Genomic DNA, 16,886 nt, shown 5'->3' with positions numbered 1-16,886 from the left:
GAGTGACCCGGATCACTCTTGAGGTTGACCTCGGGTCAAGGTGGAAGCTCATCTCATGACTTCGAACTCGAACATCGCAGCGAACGCCACCAAAACTGTTGCGGCACAGGCTTATCCGAATCTTCAGCAGACCATCGAGGAGATCGTCGACACCGGTTTCGTCGGCCTGCAACTGCGGGTCGACGACGAGCGCGGCGAGTGGGTCGGCAGCGCCGGGCGCAGCGTGCTGGGCGAGCCCGCGACCCCGCCGATCAACGGGCGCGTCCGGATCGGCAGCAACACCAAGACCTTCGTCGCGACCGTGGTCCTGCAGCTGGTGGCCGAGAACAAGATCGCTCTGGACACCCCCGCCGTCGACTACCTGCCCCGGTTCGCACTGGACCCGCGCATCACGGTGAGGATGCTGTTGCAGCACACCAGCGGGATCTTCAACTTCACCGGCGAGGTCTACGAGGACGGGACGACCGCGCCGGGCGTCGTCGCCTGGGGTGGCAAAGAATGGGTCGACAACCGCTTCCTGACCCACGAGGCCGACGAACTGGTGCGGCTGGCCTTGGCCCAGCCTGCCCGATTCGAACCGGGCACCGACTGGAGCTACGCCAACACCAACTACGTACTGGCCAAGCTGCTCATCGAGGCGGTCACCGGCCACCCGCTGGCCGAGGAGATGCAGCGACTGATCCTGGGTCCGCTCGGACTGTCGGACACCGTGGTGCCGGAGACCTCCACCGAGATCGGCGGACCGCACGCCCACGCGTACTACCGCTACGACGACGCCGGTGTGGAGAAGACCGTCGATGTCAGCGTGCAGAACCCCTCCTGGATCTCCAGCGGCGGCGACATGATCTCCACCAGCAAGGACCTGCACACCTTCATCTCCGCGCTGCTGAGCGGCAAGCTGCTGCCCGCCCCGCTGCTGGCCGAGATGCTCACGCCCGAAACCAAGGTCGGCTACGGCCTGGGGGTGTTCGTGCAGAAGACCGCGACCGGCACCGTCATCACCCACAACGGCGGCCACGGTGGTCACGCGGCACTGATGTACAGCACACCCGACGGCACCAAAACCATGACCGCGGCGATGAACTATGTCGACGACGCCGACCTGTCGCTGTCCACGGTGTTCCAGGCTGCCACGCAACGGCTGGTCGACGAGGTGTTCGGCGCCGAGGACTTGACCTCGCCCTCGCATCAAGGTCAACTTTCTCAGTAGGACTACCCCGAGCAGGGCGGACTGAGCAGATGAACAACGGCGTCACGATCGGCCAGGCCGCGGTATTCGCCGGCGTCACGATCAAGACCGTGCGGCACTACGAGAAGAACGGTCTGCTCGAAGAACCAGCGCGCGACAGCTCCGGCTACCGCCGGTACGGCTCGGCCGCGCTGCTGCGGCTGGTGCAGGTCAGAACCCTGGCCGGTGCCGGGGTGCCGCTGGCCGAGATCGGCGCCCTGCTCGACGCCGACGCGGCATCGTTCGCCACCGAGCTGGCCGACGTCGAGCGGCGCCTCACCGAACGGATCGAGGAGTTGATCGCCCGCCGCGACACCCTGCACCGCCTCGCCGACGGCGACCGAACGCTGCTGCCCGACCGTGCGGTGACGCTGCTCGCCCGCCTGCCCGAACTCGGCATCAGCCAGGCAGACATCGCCGCCGCCCGCGAGGGCTGGGTGCTGGCCAGAGCTCTCGTTCCGGAAGGCTTCGACGACTACCTGGCCAATATCGAGAACGCCATCGAAGACCCCGAGTTCCTCGCCGTGTATCGGCGCGCCTCCGAGGCGATGAGCTGGGAGCCCGACGACCCCAGGATCGAGGACCTCGCCACCGCGGTGGCCGAGCACTATCTCGCCAACCCCGATCACCTCGAGATCGTGACCGGGCTACAAGCCGGCACAGAGGCCGCGACACGCTACACATTGATCCGGCACCACGGTGAAGAGCCGGAATCGACCGCGGCTCGGATGTCCACGCTCGTCGAAACGAAACTGCGTGCCGCGGGTGTACGGATTCCCGGACAGAACTCTCGGTGAGGCGCTGCCACCCTCAGATCTGATGCACCCACGCCACGAAGAACAGCCCGCCCGCCGCCGCGAGCACCACCACGATCGGAATCGCCCACCACGAGCGATCACCGCCGAGCACAGTTCGGATCACCCGCAGCTGCAACCGGCCGAACAGGGCGATCGAGCCGACGAACACCGGCGCGATCAGCACGCCCAGCGCCGCGTGCACCGCCCACGCTCCCGCCAAGGTGGGTCCGCCCCAGGAGTTCGCGTACCCATCGGCGGCGACGAGCGGATAAGCCACACCGCGCACCAGAGCCAGCGCGCTGAGCATCGCGAGGAACCAGCCGAGTAGCCCGAGTCCCCCCGACAGCACCGAGTGGATCAGGCAGCGTCCCAGCGAAACATGGTGGGCGCCGACCGGTTCGCGCAGGAGCAGGCGCGGCACCCGCAGCCGGGTCCGTACCCGCGTGAATGCCAGTGGCAGTGCCAGCAGTTCATAGAACGCCGACCGTGCCACCGCGCCGATCACCGCAGCGACCCGGCCGCTGCCAGGTCGTCGAACAGCAACTGGTCGACCGGGGGGACCAGATCGCGGTCGCCGAACCCGAACCAGGCCAGCGCCTCGATTTCACTGCTGGCCGTGAGCACCCCGCGGTAGTCGGCGGTGTAGCACGCCATCCGGACCACAGTGTCGTGCCCGTCGGCGAGCGCGGCCTCGTAGGTGCCGACGTGGACGGCGCTGTCCGGCGTGAGTTCGACGGTCAGTTCCTCGGCGACCTCACGGACCAGGGTCTGCAGGTCGGTCTCGGCGCCTTCGCGTTTGCCGCCGGGAATGAAGAACACGTCCTTGCCGCGTGGACGGGCGCACAGGATGCGACCGTTCTCGATCAGCACCCAGGCCACCGTATCGATGAGCTGCTGTCGCGCAGGTTCCACCACGGCCCGCAGCTTAACCGGGATCGGTGCGACAGTGTTGCTCAGCGTCTGGCACACAGCCGGTGGGAACGCGGTGCGATGTCTGGCGCAGGCGACGGTCAGTGCCCGGGCAGCACGCACACGGTGTCCAGCCCGAGGACGCGATTGAGGCGTCCGAACGCCAGCCAGGAACCGATGCTCATGCTCAGCTCCACCACTTCGGCCTGGGAGTACTCGGCGAACATCCTGACCCAGAATTCGTCGTCGAGGCCGTGATGGTCGGTGGCGTAGCGCTCGGCGTATTCGGCGGCCAGCCGGGTGCGTTCGTCGAACCGGTCGGTGTCACGCCAGTGCGTGACCGCCTCGGGGAATTCCGCTTCGACCTTCTGCCCGTCGCGTTCGGTGCGCCAGTCCTGACAGAACAGGCACCCGTTGATCTGGGCGATCCGCAGCCGGGCCGCTTCGAATTCGCGCAGGCCGAGGGTGGAGTGCTCGTAGACCGACAGCGAGAACGCCGCAGCGGCGACGCCGATGCCGGGCACCATCTCGCCCCACACGTAACCGATGGGATCTTTGCCCTCGGGAATATCGATGATCATCGTGGTGTCCTTCCGAGTTTGCCGACCGCGGCACGCAGCGGCACATCGAGTGCGTCATAGAGACCGGGCGGCGCCTCGTCCAACCAGTCGATGGCATTGACCAAACGTCCTACCGCCGTGGCATTTCCGCCCGCCGCGCGATTGCCGCCCTCGTCGGTCGCTTCCACGCTGACCTCGATGCGCGGCGAGCCCTCGATGATCACCCGGTGGGCGCCGTCACCGTCGGGTGGTGTCGGCCAGTCCGGTGCGCAGCTGGGATGAATGCGGGTGACATGCTCGATCACGATGCGCGCCTGCCCGTCGATGATGCCCTGGACCTCGAACCGCACCGCGCCCTGTGTGCCCGCGTCGAAGGCTCCCATCCGGGTGGTCTGCACCGTCTCGTCGAGGGCGCGCCGGTCGACGGTTTCGCGGATCTCGTCGAGTTCGACACCCAATGCCCTGGCCATCAGCCGAATCTGGCCGCCCCACACCATCGTGGGCACGCTCGCCATGAGCATCGGCGGTTGGTAGTCCATCGGCTGTCCCATGCCGACGAGATAGCGCACCGAGTCGGGTTGGTCGTAGGTGGAGTAGTCGAAGATCTCCTGGCAACGCACCACATCGATGGTGGCGGCGAGCCCGCTGATCAACAGTGGCAGCACATCGTTGCCCCAGCCGGGATCCACGCCGGAGACGAACAGTGAACCACCGCCCGCGGCAATGGCTTCCAGCACCGGTTCGCGCATTTCGGCCGGTGCGTTGCGCGGGTCGTAGAGGGCGTAGAGCGCGGGGGTGACGACGACAGCCCCGGCGCGGATGGCTCGCACGATGTCGGCGAGCGCCTCATCGGGCCGGATCTCTCCGGAAGCCGCGTACACCACCGCCCGCGGACCGGTCGCGAGGAGCGCGTCGATGTCGTCGCTGGCGGCCACCCCCAATTCGGTGTCGAGGCCCGCGAGCGTGCCCGCGTCTCGGCCGACCTTGTCGGGGTTGTGCACGAGCACCCCGGTGAGAACGAGCGCCGGATGGGCAGCCACGGCACGGATGGCCGCGCGGCCGACATTTCCCGTGCCCCAGACGATCGTGGGGATCATCGAGTCACCGTAGCAAGCGCTTGGTTCGGCGTCCGGAGTATCCGAAATCTCAGTCCACGCGCAGGCCGAGCCCGCGTGCGCCGGTCGCCTCGGCGAACCGCTTGACCGCTGCGGCCAGCGTGCGCTTCGGGATTGTGCGACCGTCGAACAGCGACACCAGGAGCTCGTCGTCGACCTGTTCCCAGGTGCCCGCGATCCGGCCGTCGAGCAGCACCAGCGGGGAAATCCAGCCCGCCGTCCTGCTCACCTTCGACCGCTGCTCGGCGGGCAGGAGCACGGTGTCGCCGGTGCCGGGCCCCAGCACGTACTGGTCGAACGGGCCGAGCAGATGGACGCCGCCGTCGAGGGTCGCCGTGGCGAGATCGTCGGCGAACTCGCTCGGAATCCAACCGATCCGCCCCTCGACGTCGACCTCGGTCAGTGCCTCGCCCATGGCCGCGAACCAGCCACGCACCACGGTCTTGCGCACGCTGTTGCGGCTGAGCCACGCGTCGAACGCCTCCGGCGTCGCGGGACCGTACGCGCCGAGATAGGCGCTGATCAGCGTCGGTGCGGCACTCTCGGGTTCGGGTAAGCCCTTCCATCCGGGAGTCAGGCCGGCCGGTGCGGTGAAGGTGACCTTGCTGCCGCGGGCGGGACCGTGGCACAGCGCGCCCTGCCAGGCCAACGGCTTGAGCACCGCACCCCACCCGGACCGCAACTGCTCGCCGAGATGGGCGAAGCCGGGTTCGGCGAGCACCGCCTCGACCAGTTCGTCACGGGTCAGGACCTGATCGGCCAGGACCCCGGACACCACCTCCACCAGCGCGGCCACCTGCTCAGGGGTCGCACCGAAAGTCTTCTGCCACGACGGTTTCTCCCACGTGCGAGCCGAGCCGATCAGCGACAGCGCCGCCGCCGCCTGCTCGGGCACCATCGCGTGCAGCGTGCCGCGCATCGCCCAGGTCTTCATCAGCGTGCCCACACCCAATGCCTCGCCGACACCGAGGGCGCGGGCATCCGAACTTCGCACCGCGACAGCCGTTTCCGCCGCCGACGCCACCTGCGCCTGCACCCCGGCCAATCTGGCCGCGACAGCCTCCGCGGAGCCCCCGGTCGGTGCCGCGACGTACTGACGACCCAGCCGCCAGGCGAACACCTGATCCCATCCGACACTCAGCATGCGTCCCCGTCCCCGTGACCGATCCCGTTGGATCTGCCCATCAGATCAGATCACTCCGACACGGTCGGGCTAGCTCGCCTCACTGCGGCGGGTGGCGACGCGGCGCAAGGCCGCGCGTAATCCCGCGAACTCGTCCTCGCTGATCCGGTCGACGAAGAAATTGAGAACCAGGTCGGACCGACCGCCGACACCGAGCGCTTCGTGCATCAGCCGGGCGCTGTATTCCTCGCGGGTCACCGTCGGCCAGTACCGGTACGCGCGCCCCTCGCGCTCGCGGGCCAGCCAGCCTTTGCGGTGCAGATTGTCCATGGTCGACATCACGGTGGTGTAGGCGATGTCGCGCTCGGTCGCGAGTTCGTCGAACAGTTCGCGCACCGTGGTCGTGTCCACATCGCGATCCCACAGCCGATCCATCAGCACTGCCTCGAGATCCCCGAAACCACGCACCGCCGACCGACTCCTTCACCTTGCCCGAACCGGCTTCACAGTACCGGCACGCCATCGGTGAGAGTTGCGAGCATGGCAATGGCAAGGAGGGAAAACCACTCCTTGCCACCTCTAATCTATAGCGCACCCCGGGGCTTGCGGCAAGGCCCCGGTCGTGCTGCACAATCTCTCGGCGAGCCCGCAACCTGCGGAAATCTGGTCGAAGGGGAGTATTCGATGATCGACGTGATCGTGGCAGGCGGTGGACCGACCGGCATGATGCTGGCCGCCGAGTTGAGGCTGCACGGGGTACAGGTGGTGCTGCTGGAAAAGGATGCCGAGCCGACGAAGATCGTTCGTTCGCTCGGTCTGCACGCGCGCAGTATCGAAATCATGGACCAGCGCGGCCTGCTCGACCGGTTTCTCGCACTCGGGCGCAAGCACCCGGTCGGCGGCTTCTTCGCCGGCATCCCCAAACCCGCACCCGAGCGACTCGACACCGCCCACCCGTTCGTTCTCGGCATCCCACAACCTCTCACCGACCAGCTGCTCAGCGAGCACGCCACCGAGCTCGGGGTCGAGATCAGGCGTGGCGCCGAAGTGGTCGGGTTCGGGCAGCACGACGACGTGGTCACGGTCGAACTGGCCGACGGCACACAGCTGAGTGCGCGCTACCTCGTCGGTTGCGATGGCGGCCGCAGTACCGTGCGCAGGCTGCTCGGCGTCGCGTTTCCCGGTGAGCCGAGCCGAGTCGAGACACTGCTCGGCGAAATGGAACTGACCGCGTCACCGGAAACGATCACCGAGGTGATGGCCGAAGTCCGCAAGACCCAGTTGCGCTTCGGCGCGATGCCGCTGGGCGGCGGGGTCTACCGCGTGGTCGCCCCCGCGGACGGCGTCGCCGAGGATCGGACGGCTCCACCCACCTTCGACGAATTCACACAGCAGCTCGTCGCCACCGCCGGTACCGACTTCGGGGTGCACTCACCACGGTGGCTGTCGCGCTTCGGCGACGGCACCCGTCAGGCCGAGCACTACCGCGTCGGCAGCGTACTGCTGGCAGGCGACGCGGCCCACATCCACCCGCCCGCCGGTGGGCAGGGCCTCAACCTCGGCGTCCAGGACGCGTTCAACCTCGGCTGGAAACTGGCCGCGCAGATCAACGGATGGGCGCCACCTGGCCTGCTCGACACCTACGAGACCGAACGTCACCCGGTGGCCGCCGACGTCCTCGACAACACCCGCGCTCAGATGGAGCTGATGTCGCTGGACCCTGGTCCGCAGGCGGTGCGCAGGCTGGTGTCGCAACTGATGGACTTCGACGACGTGAGCCGCTATCTCACCGAGAAGATCATCGCCATCGGCATCCGCTACGACTTCGGCGAGGGCGATCCCCTGCTCGGTCGGCGACTGCGCGACATCGCCTTGAAACGTGGTCGCCTCTACGCGCAGATGCACGTGGGCCGCGGGCTGCTGCTCGACCAGACCGGGCGCCTGTCGGTGCGGGGATGGGCGGATCGTGTCGACCACATCGTCGATGTCAGCGAAGAACTCGACGCCCCCGCGGTACTGCTGCGCCCGGACGGGCATGTGGCGTGGGTCGGGGACGAGCAACAGGACCTGCTCGCCCACCTGCCGGTCTGGTTCGGCGGGGCGGAAGGTTCTTGACCATCAGTGCGTGTCGACGTGGTTGCGCAGAGTCGCTGTCGCCCGGAATCATCGGCGTATGAGGTTGGCAGGGGTGGCCCGATGACCGAGCTCGACACGTTCACCACCTTCCGGCCACTGCTGTTCACGATCGCCTACGAAATCCTGGGCTGCGCCGCCGATGCCGAAGATGTGTTGCAGGACAGCTACCTTCGCTGGCGCGAAGCGACGGAGGTGACGCATCCGCGCGCGTATCTGGTGCAGATCGTCACCCGTCAGTCGATCAACCATCTCCGCTCGGTCCGGCGGCGCCGCGAGGACTACGTCGGCACCTGGCTGCCCGAACCGATCCGCACCACGCCCGATGCCGGCCACGACGTGTTGCTGGCGGAGTCGGTGTCGATGGCGATGTTGCTCGTGCTGGAAACCCTCGGTCCCACCGAGCGTGCGGTGTTCGTCCTGTCGGAGGTGTTCGGGCACAGCCACCGCGAGATCGCGGACATGATCGACAAATCCGACACCGCCGTGCGGCAGATCGCTCACCGAGCCCGCGCGCACGTCGCGGCTCGGCGCCGACGCTTCCGACCCGACTCCGACACCAGCCGGGCGGTGATCGGCCGTTTCCTGCTCGCCGCCCACACCGGCGATGTCGGCGCCCTGCTAGAGGTGCTCGCGCCCGACGTCGTCGAGATCTCCGATGGCGGCGGCCGCGTCTCCGCCGCACGCCGCCCGATCATCGGCGCCGAGTCCGTCGCGCGGTTCATGATCGGGCTGACACAGAACTCGATGGCGGGCGCGACTGTCGAATTCGGCAGTTTCAACGCCCAACCCGCGGTGCTCGTCCGGTCGACGGACGGCGACCTGGACACGGTGCTGGTGGTCGAGATGATCGACGACCTCATCACCGGCCTCTATGCGGTCCGCAATCCCGACAAACTGCAGACGGTCGATGTCATCCGGTCCCTCGACATCTCCGCCGGCCTGCCCTGATCGCGTGCTGTGACCGAGGGCACAACGCTGCCGTGTCACGCTCGAACCCCGGGCGGTGTCTCCGAGAGTGTCCAGCAAGTGCAGCGGAACGAAAGGACCATCCCCATGAAGGTCATCCTCGTGTGCAAGTCGGTGTCGCACGGCAACACCCAGCGCGTCGCCGAGGCCATGAACCAGGTGCTCGGCGGCTGGGTCCTCGCCCCCGCCGACGTCGACCCGGCCGAGCTCGCCGACTGCGACCTCGTCGGCTTCGGTTCGGGTATCTACACCATGGCTTTCCACCCGGAACTGCGCCGATTCGTCGCCGCGCTGCCGAGCGGGCACCAGGGCAAGGCGTTCGTCTTCGGCACTAGCGGATTCCCGGAAACGCCGATTCGCCGCTATGTCACCACCTTGACCCGCGACATCGAGCGCAAGGGCTTCGACGTGATCGACGCCTTCGACTGCCGCGGCTTCGACACCTGGCTACCGCTGCGCCTGGTCGGCGGCATCCACAAAGGCCACCCCGACGCCGCCGACCTCACCGCCGCCCGCGCGTTCGCCGAAAATTTGCGCGCAAAGACCACCGCCGCGCCCTGACCCGACCGAACTCGTCATACCCCGATGCGAACATATGTTCGTGTCCGATTCCGTCGCCCCCCGTCCCCCGCGTATCCAGTCCCGCGCCGAGGCCTCGATCCTGCACGCCGACCTCGACTCGTTCTACGCCTCGGTCGAACAGCGTGATCAGCCGTGGCTGCGCGGCAAACCGGTCATCGTGGGCGGCGGGGTGGTGCTGGCGGCCAGTTATGAGGCCAAGGCGTTCGGTATCCGCACTCCCATGAACGCGGGGCAGGCGCTGCGGTTGTGTCCGCACGCGATCGTCGTGCCGCCGCGGATGTCGGCCTATGCCGAGGCGAGCAAGGCGGTTTTCGCGGTATTCCACGACACCACTCCCGTGGTGGAGGGGATCTCGATCGACGAGGCGTTCCTCGACGTCAGTGGGCTACGCCGGATCAGCGGGGAGCCGATCGAGATCGGCCACCGATTGCGCGCGCAGGTCGCCGCGCAGGTCGGCCTGCCCATCTCGGTGGGCATCGCGCGCAACAAGTTCCTCGCCAAAGTCGCCTCCGCCGTCGCCAAACCCGACGGATTACGCCTCGTCGAACCCGGCAAAGAACTCGACTTCCTGCACCCACTGCCGGTGGAGCGATTATGGGGCGTCGGCAAAGTCACGTCGGCGACCCTGCACGCCAACGGCATCACCCGCATCGGCCAGCTCGCCGAACTCGGCGAACCGCATCTGCGCGCGATCCTCGGTCCCGCGGCGGCCCGTCACCTGTTCGCGCTGTCCTGGGCGCGCGATCCACGCCACGTGGAAACCGGCAAACGACGCCGCTCGATCGGCGCTCAACGCGCCCTCGGTCGCCGCCCCCGCGCGCCCGAGGAGATCGCCGCCTACCTCGACGGCCTCACCGACCGACTCGGCCGCCGCCTACGCGCCGCCGACCGCGTCTGCCGAACAGTGGTGCTGCGCTTACGTTTCGACGACTTCACCAGGGCCACCCGCTCCCACACACTCGTCGAAGCCACCGATTCCTCCACCGCGATCCGCCATGCCGCTCGCCTGCTCCTGCACACCGCCCAACCCCTGATCACCGAACGCGGCATCACCCTGATCGGTTTCTCGCTGACCAACCTCGACGACGCCGACACCATGCAACTCACCCTGCCACTCGAGGCGCGCGCCGAGAACACCCTCGACGCCACCCTCGACGACTTGCGCCGCCGCTTCGGCTCCACCGCCGTCACCCGCGCCGCACTTCTGCGCAGCGGCGAAGGCATTTCGGTCCCGATGTTGCCCGACTGACCCCGAATTCGCGCTCGAGCCCAAGGTGCGGCATCCTGACTGCCCGGGGGGCTTCGGCGACAGCTGTCCTCCGACCATCGATTCCCGAAGAGGACAACCGCGATGCATTACGCCGTCATCGGCTTCTTGACCCTTGCCCTGTGGGTGTACTGCCTGGTCGACATCATCACCAGCCCCGACGCGGGCATCCGGCACCTTCCGAAGATGGGCTGGATCATCGTCGTCGTTCTCGTTCCCACGATCGGCGCGCTGCTGTGGTTGTTCGCGGGCAGGCCGGTCGGGGAGTCGCGTCCTGCGTCGAATACCTCTTTCGGCGAATACGACCGTCCGGGCCGCCGGGTGGCGTCGAATCCCGACGACGACGAGGCCTTCCTGCGCGGCCTGCGCGAGCGTGCCGAACAACAACGTCGCGAAGCCCGCAGGCAACAGGAAGAACGCGACCAGGACCCGGCCTGATCACCCGAAAAGCGCTTGGCCGGTCGCGGATCTAGGTGCGCTGGTCGTGTCTGGCCGCCCGGAACAGCGACCTCGTCCCGAACAGCGAACTGTCGAACCGCTTGCCCGCGTCCGGTTCCCGGTGATAGCGCTCGATGCGCAGCACCTCGTTGCGGGAACCGAAGATGAACGGCACCCGCTGATGTACCTCGGCCGGGGGAACCTCCATCATCCGCTCGTGTCCGGTGGTTGCCGCCCCACCCGCCTGCTCGACGATGAACGCGATCGGATTCGCCCCGTACAGCAGCGAAACACGTCCCGGCAGCGCGGGATTGCGGGTATCGCGCGGGTATAGATACAGCCCGCCCCTGGTCAGGATGTGGAACGTGTCGGCCACCAGCGACGCCACCCACCGCATATTGAAATCGCGTCCGCGCGGGCCCTCCACACCTTCCAGGCACTCGAGTACGTACCTGCGCACCGGCCGCTCCCAGAACCGCTCATTGGCGGCATTGATCGCGAATCCCGAAGTGTCCTGCGGGATTCGCATCTGCGGGTGGGTCAACACGAACGCCCCGATCTCCCGATCGAGGGTGAACCCGTCGACCCCGCTGCCGGTGGTGAGCACCAGCATGGTCGCGGGCCCGTACAGCGTGAACCCCGCGCACACCTGCTCCACGCCCCGTTGCAGGAAGTCGGTCTCGGTGGGTTCGGCGTCGCCGGCGACCACCGCGTCCGGCGCCCGCAGAATGCTGAAAATCGAACCGACCGGCAGATTCACGTCGATGTTGCTCGACCCGTCCAACGCGTCATAGGCCAGCAGATACTTTCCCCTCCGCTGAGCAGCGGGCAACACCGTCGCGTGCTGCTCGGACAACAGCCCCGATAAATGCCCGGACCACTGCGTCTGCCCCACCATGATCTCGTCGGTCAGCACATCGAGCCGCCCACTCACCGATGACTCGTCGTCGACCCCCGACCCGATGATCGCCCCACGCGTCACCTGATTGGCAATGATCTTCGCCGCCGTAGCCACCACATTGACCAGCGCGGAGAATTCCCCCGACGAACCGGGATGCCGATGTTCTTCCTCGATCGTGTAGCGAGTAAGCGTTTTCAGCCCATTCGGCATTCGGCAACAACCCCCTGCGAAATCCGGTGTGTCCCTTGCCCTTTCCAGAATGGCTCACAACCCGCCCACAATCAATGTGAACTCTCCCGACACCACCCGCGATCCCATCCCGCACAAGTCGCTGTATCTCGATCGGCCTTCGTGCTTGACCTTGCCCCTGGGGGCAGCGTTTACATTCGCTGCATGAGGATCGGAGAGCTTGCGCGGCTGGCTCAGCTCAGCCCCAAGGCCATCAGGCGGTACGAGGCTTTGGGGCTGGTCGCGCCGGAACGCCACCCCAACGGCTTCCGTGAATACGACGACCACACCGTCCGACTGGTGCAGGAAATCCGATCCCTGAATCGCCTGGGAATCCCGGTGGAGGAGACACGCCCGTTCCTGGACTGCCTGGCCACCGGCAGCGAACATGTAGACGACTGCCCCGCCTCACTGGCCGAGTACCAGCGCACCATCGACGCGCTGAACACCGAAATCGAAGCACTGACCGCCCGCAGAGACGCCCTCGCCGGTCGACTCCGCGACGCCGCCCACCGCCACACCACCACTCGAATGCTCCCGTGGCCGGAGGCGGTCTTTGCGCGGCAGCCTCCATCGGGCCGCGACGGGACGATCGACGGCCACGTCGAACAACCACACGACCACCCCACCGAACCGAAGGAATCATGATGACTCAGAGTTCTGCGATCGCCGACACCGTCGCGGTCACCGATGAAACATTCGACCGCGACGTTCTCGCCCACCCCGGCCTCGTGCTCGTGGATGTCTGGGCCACGTGGTGCCCGTCGTGCAAGATGATCGCGCCGGTGCTGGCCGAGGTCGCCCGCGAACGCGCGGACACCCTCACCGTTCGCACTCTCAACGCCGACGAGAACCCGCTCACCGCGCGCAACTACCAAGTCATGGCGGCGCCGACGCTGCTGCTCTTCCGCGACGGCCAACTGCTGCGGACCCTCGTCGGGGCACGATCCAAGGCTCGGCTCCTCACCGAGTTGGACGACGCAGTGAGCCGCTGATCCCAGTAGACGACTGTCGGCGCCGTCGGTACGGTCGTCGCCAGGCGCGGTCGCCGCCTGGGGACAGTCGAATGAAGGGGTGGGACATGGCAACTGCGGTGAAACTGGCGGGGGATGCGCTCGAATTGCCAGGCGGTGTCCGGGTGACGTTCGTGCGGACCTTGCGACTGCCGGAGACCGGAACCTACCCGTTGCCGCCCGGCCTCGGCACCTTCCCGCTGCGACGGGTCGCCGACTATCCCGACACTGTGCCCGAGGAATGGCGCGAACGCGGTGGGGTGATGTTGCCGGTCTACCAGCGCGAAGCCATGTGGTTGCGCTTCTCCGCCCCTGCACCGACCGCGCTGAAGGTCGCTGTCGGCAAAGTCTGCGCGGTCTCGGGTAAGCCGTGGAGCGACACGCTCTCGAAGGATCCGCAGAACTACCTCGCGCTGCCCGAACAGCCGTGGCTGGACGGAATCAATTCAGGACAGGGAATCGTCCGCCAGTTCGTCGCGGTGCCGATGGGTCTCGGCGCGACCGTCGAAGGTCAGGTCACCGGCGTCGAACAGTGGGGTGGGGTGCAGTTGTCGGTGCACGGGCTGGCCGACGCCGCGCGAGAAGTGTGGGAGCAGCAGCAGCGCGCACGGCAGCAGCACTTGCGAGCCGCACCGGCCCCGGTCGCCCAACCGCCGTGGGCGTCGTCAGCCGCCTACGGCGCAGCGCCCTATGGTGGGCCGACGCCCGTCAGCGCGCCCGGCGGTCCTCCGCGGGGCGCAGCGCCAGCAGGTCTGCCCGTGGCCAGGAAGATGGGCCTGGGCGCCGGTGGCACGATGCGCCAGGAGATCTACGCAGATACCCGCCCCGTCGACGACTACCGCCCCGACGCCGACGGCAGGGTTTTCGTCCATCTCGCCTCCGCCGCCGAATGGCAGCAGATCACCGGCGAACCCGCGCCGCCGACCCCGATCACCGCCCAGGCGTATGCCGCGAACGGCCTGCCGTGGTTCGACTACTACGCCGCCGACGCCGACGACCTACCACCCTCGACCGAGCTCGCCGACGTGAAACCGACCGGCAACTGGCTCGCCGACGAACACCCCGATCCGCCCATCGGATACGGCCTTCCGGTGATTCCACTGGGCGACAACGCCGTGAAGGACGGCAACTGGTAGCACCGCACCCCGACCCCGCGCCTCACGCGAAACCCCTCGATCATTGTCGGTGGCGTGTGCCACGATCTCGCCCATGACCGAACCCTCACACCTGCTCGCCGAGCATCGCCTAGTCCTGGCGCTCGATTACGGCCAGTTCACCCTGCACGGCGGGGAGGGTGAGGAAGACGTCGAACTCGCACTGCTGGACGCCGCGCTGGCGGACAGACCGGCGGCGGGAGACGGGCACACCGTCGTGGTCCTCAGCCCGCACCAGAACAACTTCGACATGCCGATCCACGTCCAGGTGTGGGATCGGCGACCGGCCGACGAGGGCGACTGGCAACAGGTCAGCGAAGCCCGACTACACATCGCCGAGCACGGACTGAACATCAGTTCACCCATCGACGGCTGGGCCGACGCACCCGTGCCGCGCGGCGACTACATCGCCGAGATCGCCGGAACGGGTTTCGTCAACTACGGCTGGCCCGGCGACACCACCCCTGGCGATCGCTGGCGAATCCGGCTGTGGCCCGACGACGGCACTGCGCTTCGGCCGGCCCAACAGTGGGACATGCCCGGCTACGGAATCCCCGCAAACAGCGAACCACCACCGCCTGCGCCTGCCCCGAATCTGCCCGAGCCCGAATCGAACTGGCAGGAGGAACTCCGCACCGAGGCCGAAGCCAGAGACCGGGCAGCATGGGGTGGCGACCCGATTGCAGCTTTTGCCGATACCTATAACGGACGCGAACTCGCGGGCTACGACCGTGCCCTGGCGGAGTCGATCGCGGCCATGAACGCCGCCCAATTGCGCCGACTGGCGCAGTACTGCGCCCAGAGTGCCTACGACATGGCAGGTCTCAGCGATCGTCCCTGGGTGCGCCCAGCGCTGGACGCGCTCCGATCGGGCGCACCCCTGCCCGAACCCTTCCACGACAACAGCGCCGCGTTCGCACGGCTCGACCAAGACCAGTACGGACCCGACGAGGCACGCTTCGAGAGCACCGTCGTGTGGGAGCGATCCACGGACCCCGCCCCGAAACCGAACCCGTACGACCACGGTGAGATCAGTCGCCCACACTTCGCGCTCAACACGGTCTTTCACGCGCGACATGCCGATCCGCTACAGGGCGCGCTCTCCGCGCTCAACGAAGCCGCGATCACCTACGGCGCACACGTCGAGAGCTTGTTCACCGGCATCCGTCGCGAGTTCGAGCTACCCCCGCGACGGTCGTGAGCGCAGACCCGGCCAGGCGCTGATCGCCGCCTATACCACTGCGCGACTGGTCGATCCGACGAACCTGCCACGGTGGCGCCACCCCCGGACGTACGATCCGAGCGTGGCCGAATCCAATGGTTCCACCCCTCTGCGTGTGCTGGTCTACAGCAACGATGCCGATACCCGCCAACAGGTGATCCTGGCGCTGGGTCGCAGGCCGCGCGCCGATCTACCCGAGCTCGACTTCTTCGAGGTCGCCACCGCGCCGGTGGTCATCGAGCAGATGGATGCCGGTGGGATCGATCTGGCCATCCTCGACGGCGAATCCGCCCCGACCGGTGGCCTCGGCATCGCCAAGCAACTCAAGGACGAGATCGACCAGTGCCCGCCGGTGGTCGTGCTCACCGGTCGCCCCGATGACGCCTGGCTGGCCAACTGGTCGCGTGCCGAGGCCGCCGTCTCGCACCCGATCGACGCCATGCAGCTCACCAACGCGGTCGCGGCGGTCCTGCTCGCCCGCTGACCGGTAGCGGCCGGACATCGTCCCGAACCGTCGGATAGTTCGCTTCGTACCTTTCTGCCTATCACCACTGGTAACGCCAGCGGTTCGCTGCCGCATGCCCGTAGGCGATTACCCCCGTATCGCTCATGAATCGCGGTACCGATATCGATCAAACCCCACCCCGGAAACGTGCGGCGGAGCCCCGAAACGGCGGTACTCTGTGCTCTAGCTCACACGAGCACGGGCACTTGTATAACGCTCCGCCATCGCTGCACAGCCTTGCGCGAGCCCCCGTTCGGCGGACAACGTTGTCGGCCCCGTCTCGCCGAAAGCTGCCGTCCGCGGCCGGGCCACACGGCTCGGCCTGCTCCAGCGAGGAGGGGAAGTGCAGTCGTGAACATCGAGGTGCCCGCACTCGTACTCGGCGCCATCGCCGCGGCGTTCGCGGTGTTCTCCGTCATCATGGCGTCGCTGATCGGCCCGAAACGCTACAACCGGGCCAAACTCGAACCCTATGAATGCGGCATCGAGCCGACCCCGCACGCCATCGCCGGTGGCCCGGGAAATGCAGCAGGACAGCGCTTTCCGGTGAAGTACTACCTGACAGCGATGCTGTTCATCATCTTCGACATCGAGATCGTGTTCCTCTACCCGTGGGCAGTGCATTTCGACACGCTCGGGCTGTTCGGTCTCGCCGCGATGGCGCTGTTCATCGTCAATGTGTCTGTCGCCTACGCCTACGAGTGGCGTCGCGGCGGCCTCAGCTGGGAATGAGTGGGAAAAA

20 protein-coding genes are annotated in these 16,886 nt (G+C 67.4%); 13 read left to right on the top strand and 7 right to left on the bottom strand.

All coding sequences use genetic code 11. From position 1 onward, the window contains the following. Positions 1-55: 55 nt before the first annotated feature. Together OHS03_RS11075 and OHS03_RS11070 are read left to right on the top strand one after the other, a co-directional pair. A complete protein-coding gene (locus OHS03_RS11075) occupies positions 56-1,210 on the top strand; it encodes a serine hydrolase domain-containing protein (RefSeq protein WP_328662648.1) in 1,155 nt (384 codons plus the stop codon). 29 nt (positions 1,211-1,239) lie between these two features. Beyond that, positions 1,240-2,025, top strand: a complete 786-nt coding sequence (locus tag OHS03_RS11070; RefSeq protein WP_328662647.1) for a MerR family transcriptional regulator — start codon at positions 1,240-1,242, stop codon at positions 2,023-2,025. Between the two features lie 13 nt (positions 2,026-2,038). Here the strand turns inward: OHS03_RS11070 and OHS03_RS11065 are convergent, their stop codons facing one another. The 6 genes from OHS03_RS11065 to OHS03_RS11040 all read right to left on the bottom strand — a co-directional run bounded on the left by OHS03_RS11065 (position 2,039) and on the right by OHS03_RS11040 (position 6,200). Then, a complete protein-coding gene (locus OHS03_RS11065; protein WP_328662646.1) occupies positions 2,039-2,518 on the bottom strand; it encodes a hypothetical protein in 480 nt (159 codons plus the stop codon). Positions 2,519-2,526: 8 nt separating this feature from the next. Continuing rightward, positions 2,527-2,940: an NUDIX hydrolase gene (locus OHS03_RS11060; RefSeq protein ID WP_328662645.1), complete on the bottom strand. Its 414-nt coding sequence runs from the start codon at positions 2,938-2,940 to the stop codon at positions 2,527-2,529. Between the two features lie 95 nt (positions 2,941-3,035). Beyond that, the gene (locus OHS03_RS11055; protein WP_301907344.1) at positions 3,036-3,515 is read right to left on the bottom strand and encodes a carboxymuconolactone decarboxylase family protein; all 480 of its coding nucleotides are present in this window, start codon (positions 3,513-3,515) and stop codon (positions 3,036-3,038) included. Next, positions 3,512-4,591: an NAD(P)H-dependent amine dehydrogenase family protein gene (locus tag OHS03_RS11050; protein WP_328662644.1), complete on the bottom strand. Its 1,080-nt coding sequence runs from the start codon at positions 4,589-4,591 to the stop codon at positions 3,512-3,514. Before OHS03_RS11050 ends, OHS03_RS11055 begins: the two co-directional genes overlap by 4 nt. A 49-nt stretch (positions 4,592-4,640) precedes the next feature. Continuing rightward, entirely contained in the window at positions 4,641-5,753 is a 1,113-nt protein-coding gene (locus OHS03_RS11045) for a DNA glycosylase AlkZ-like family protein (RefSeq protein ID WP_328662643.1), read from the bottom strand. Positions 5,754-5,822: 69 nt separating this feature from the next. Continuing rightward, positions 5,823-6,200, bottom strand: coding sequence for a BlaI/MecI/CopY family transcriptional regulator (locus tag OHS03_RS11040; RefSeq protein ID WP_255284383.1), 378 nt, complete (start codon positions 6,198-6,200; stop codon positions 5,823-5,825). Between the two features lie 216 nt (positions 6,201-6,416). Between OHS03_RS11040 and rox the strand changes: the two genes are divergently transcribed. The 5 genes from rox (at position 6,417) to OHS03_RS11015 (ending at position 11,121) form a co-directional block, all read left to right on the top strand. Continuing rightward, positions 6,417-7,847, top strand: coding sequence for a rifampin monooxygenase (gene rox, locus OHS03_RS11035; protein ID WP_328662642.1), 1,431 nt, complete (start codon positions 6,417-6,419; stop codon positions 7,845-7,847). Between the two features lie 81 nt (positions 7,848-7,928). Further along, positions 7,929-8,816: an RNA polymerase sigma-70 factor gene (locus OHS03_RS11030; protein WP_328662641.1), complete on the top strand. Its 888-nt coding sequence runs from the start codon at positions 7,929-7,931 to the stop codon at positions 8,814-8,816. A 105-nt stretch (positions 8,817-8,921) separates the two neighbouring features. Continuing rightward, positions 8,922-9,395, top strand: a complete 474-nt coding sequence (locus OHS03_RS11025; protein WP_328662640.1) for a flavodoxin family protein — start codon at positions 8,922-8,924, stop codon at positions 9,393-9,395. A gap of 34 nt (positions 9,396-9,429) precedes the next feature. Beyond that, complete coding sequence (gene dinB, locus OHS03_RS11020) at positions 9,430-10,665, top strand: DNA polymerase IV (RefSeq protein WP_328662639.1); 1,236 nt, start codon at positions 9,430-9,432, stop codon at positions 10,663-10,665. Positions 10,666-10,767: 102 nt separating this feature from the next. Then, positions 10,768-11,121, top strand: coding sequence for a PLD nuclease N-terminal domain-containing protein (locus OHS03_RS11015; protein WP_328662638.1), 354 nt, complete (start codon positions 10,768-10,770; stop codon positions 11,119-11,121). A gap of 31 nt (positions 11,122-11,152) precedes the next feature. Here OHS03_RS11015 and OHS03_RS11010 read toward each other — a convergent pair whose 3' ends face one another. Beyond that, positions 11,153-12,232, bottom strand: a complete 1,080-nt coding sequence (locus tag OHS03_RS11010) for a class 1 fructose-bisphosphatase (RefSeq protein ID WP_328662637.1) — start codon at positions 12,230-12,232, stop codon at positions 11,153-11,155. A gap of 183 nt (positions 12,233-12,415) precedes the next feature. On the opposite strand from OHS03_RS11010, the gene OHS03_RS11005 reads away from it, so the two are divergent. From OHS03_RS11005 to OHS03_RS10980, 6 genes are all read left to right on the top strand, one after another. After that, positions 12,416-12,898: a MerR family transcriptional regulator gene (locus tag OHS03_RS11005; protein WP_328662636.1), complete on the top strand. Its 483-nt coding sequence runs from the start codon at positions 12,416-12,418 to the stop codon at positions 12,896-12,898. Further along, positions 12,898-13,245, top strand: coding sequence for a thioredoxin (trxA, locus tag OHS03_RS11000; protein ID WP_056819820.1), 348 nt, complete (start codon positions 12,898-12,900; stop codon positions 13,243-13,245). The genes OHS03_RS11005 and trxA overlap by 1 nt, the downstream gene beginning before the upstream one ends. 86 nt (positions 13,246-13,331) lie before the next feature. Then, entirely contained in the window at positions 13,332-14,399 is a 1,068-nt protein-coding gene (locus tag OHS03_RS10995) for a hypothetical protein (protein ID WP_328662635.1), read from the top strand. Between the two features lie 73 nt (positions 14,400-14,472). After that, positions 14,473-15,618, top strand: a complete 1,146-nt coding sequence (locus tag OHS03_RS10990) for a hypothetical protein (RefSeq protein ID WP_328662634.1) — start codon at positions 14,473-14,475, stop codon at positions 15,616-15,618. A 103-nt stretch (positions 15,619-15,721) separates the two neighbouring features. Then, entirely contained in the window at positions 15,722-16,123 is a 402-nt protein-coding gene (locus OHS03_RS10985) for an Rv3143 family two-component system response regulator (protein WP_131816457.1), read from the top strand. Between the two features lie 372 nt (positions 16,124-16,495). Further along, entirely contained in the window at positions 16,496-16,876 is a 381-nt protein-coding gene (locus OHS03_RS10980; RefSeq protein ID WP_056819816.1) for an NADH-quinone oxidoreductase subunit A, read from the top strand. Positions 16,877-16,886: the final 10 nt, after the last annotated feature.

Source organism: Nocardia salmonicida, from assembly GCF_036142455.1.
In the GTDB taxonomy this organism is placed as follows: Bacteria; Actinomycetota; Actinomycetes; order Mycobacteriales; family Mycobacteriaceae; genus Nocardia; species Nocardia salmonicida.
The sequence above is the reverse complement of the archived record's forward strand: the minus strand, read 5'-3'. Positions and strand labels throughout refer to the sequence as shown.

Coding starts and splice junctions, on each gene's coding strand:
- OHS03_RS10990 (WP_328662634.1), top strand. CDS start 14,473: ATGACCGAACCCTCACACCTGCTCGCCGAGCATCGCCTAGTCCTGGCG.
- OHS03_RS11025 (WP_328662640.1), top strand. CDS start 8,922: ATGAAGGTCATCCTCGTGTGCAAGTCGGTGTCGCACGGCAACACCCAG.
- trxA (WP_056819820.1), top strand. CDS start 12,898: ATGACTCAGAGTTCTGCGATCGCCGACACCGTCGCGGTCACCGATGAA.
- OHS03_RS11070 (WP_328662647.1), top strand. CDS start 1,240: ATGAACAACGGCGTCACGATCGGCCAGGCCGCGGTATTCGCCGGCGTC.
- OHS03_RS11050 (WP_328662644.1), bottom strand. CDS start 4,591: ATGATCCCCACGATCGTCTGGGGCACGGGAAATGTCGGCCGCGCGGCC.
- OHS03_RS11030 (WP_328662641.1), top strand. CDS start 7,929: ATGACCGAGCTCGACACGTTCACCACCTTCCGGCCACTGCTGTTCACG.
- dinB (WP_328662639.1), top strand. CDS start 9,430: ATGTTCGTGTCCGATTCCGTCGCCCCCCGTCCCCCGCGTATCCAGTCC.
- OHS03_RS11045 (WP_328662643.1), bottom strand. CDS start 5,753: ATGCTGAGTGTCGGATGGGATCAGGTGTTCGCCTGGCGGCTGGGTCGT.
- OHS03_RS11055 (WP_301907344.1), bottom strand. CDS start 3,515: ATGATCATCGATATTCCCGAGGGCAAAGATCCCATCGGTTACGTGTGG.
- rox (WP_328662642.1), top strand. CDS start 6,417: ATGATCGACGTGATCGTGGCAGGCGGTGGACCGACCGGCATGATGCTG.
- OHS03_RS11010 (WP_328662637.1), bottom strand. CDS start 12,232: ATGCCGAATGGGCTGAAAACGCTTACTCGCTACACGATCGAGGAAGAA.
- OHS03_RS11075 (WP_328662648.1), top strand. CDS start 56: ATGACTTCGAACTCGAACATCGCAGCGAACGCCACCAAAACTGTTGCG.
- OHS03_RS11005 (WP_328662636.1), top strand. CDS start 12,416: ATGAGGATCGGAGAGCTTGCGCGGCTGGCTCAGCTCAGCCCCAAGGCC.
- OHS03_RS11015 (WP_328662638.1), top strand. CDS start 10,768: ATGCATTACGCCGTCATCGGCTTCTTGACCCTTGCCCTGTGGGTGTAC.
- OHS03_RS10995 (WP_328662635.1), top strand. CDS start 13,332: ATGGCAACTGCGGTGAAACTGGCGGGGGATGCGCTCGAATTGCCAGGC.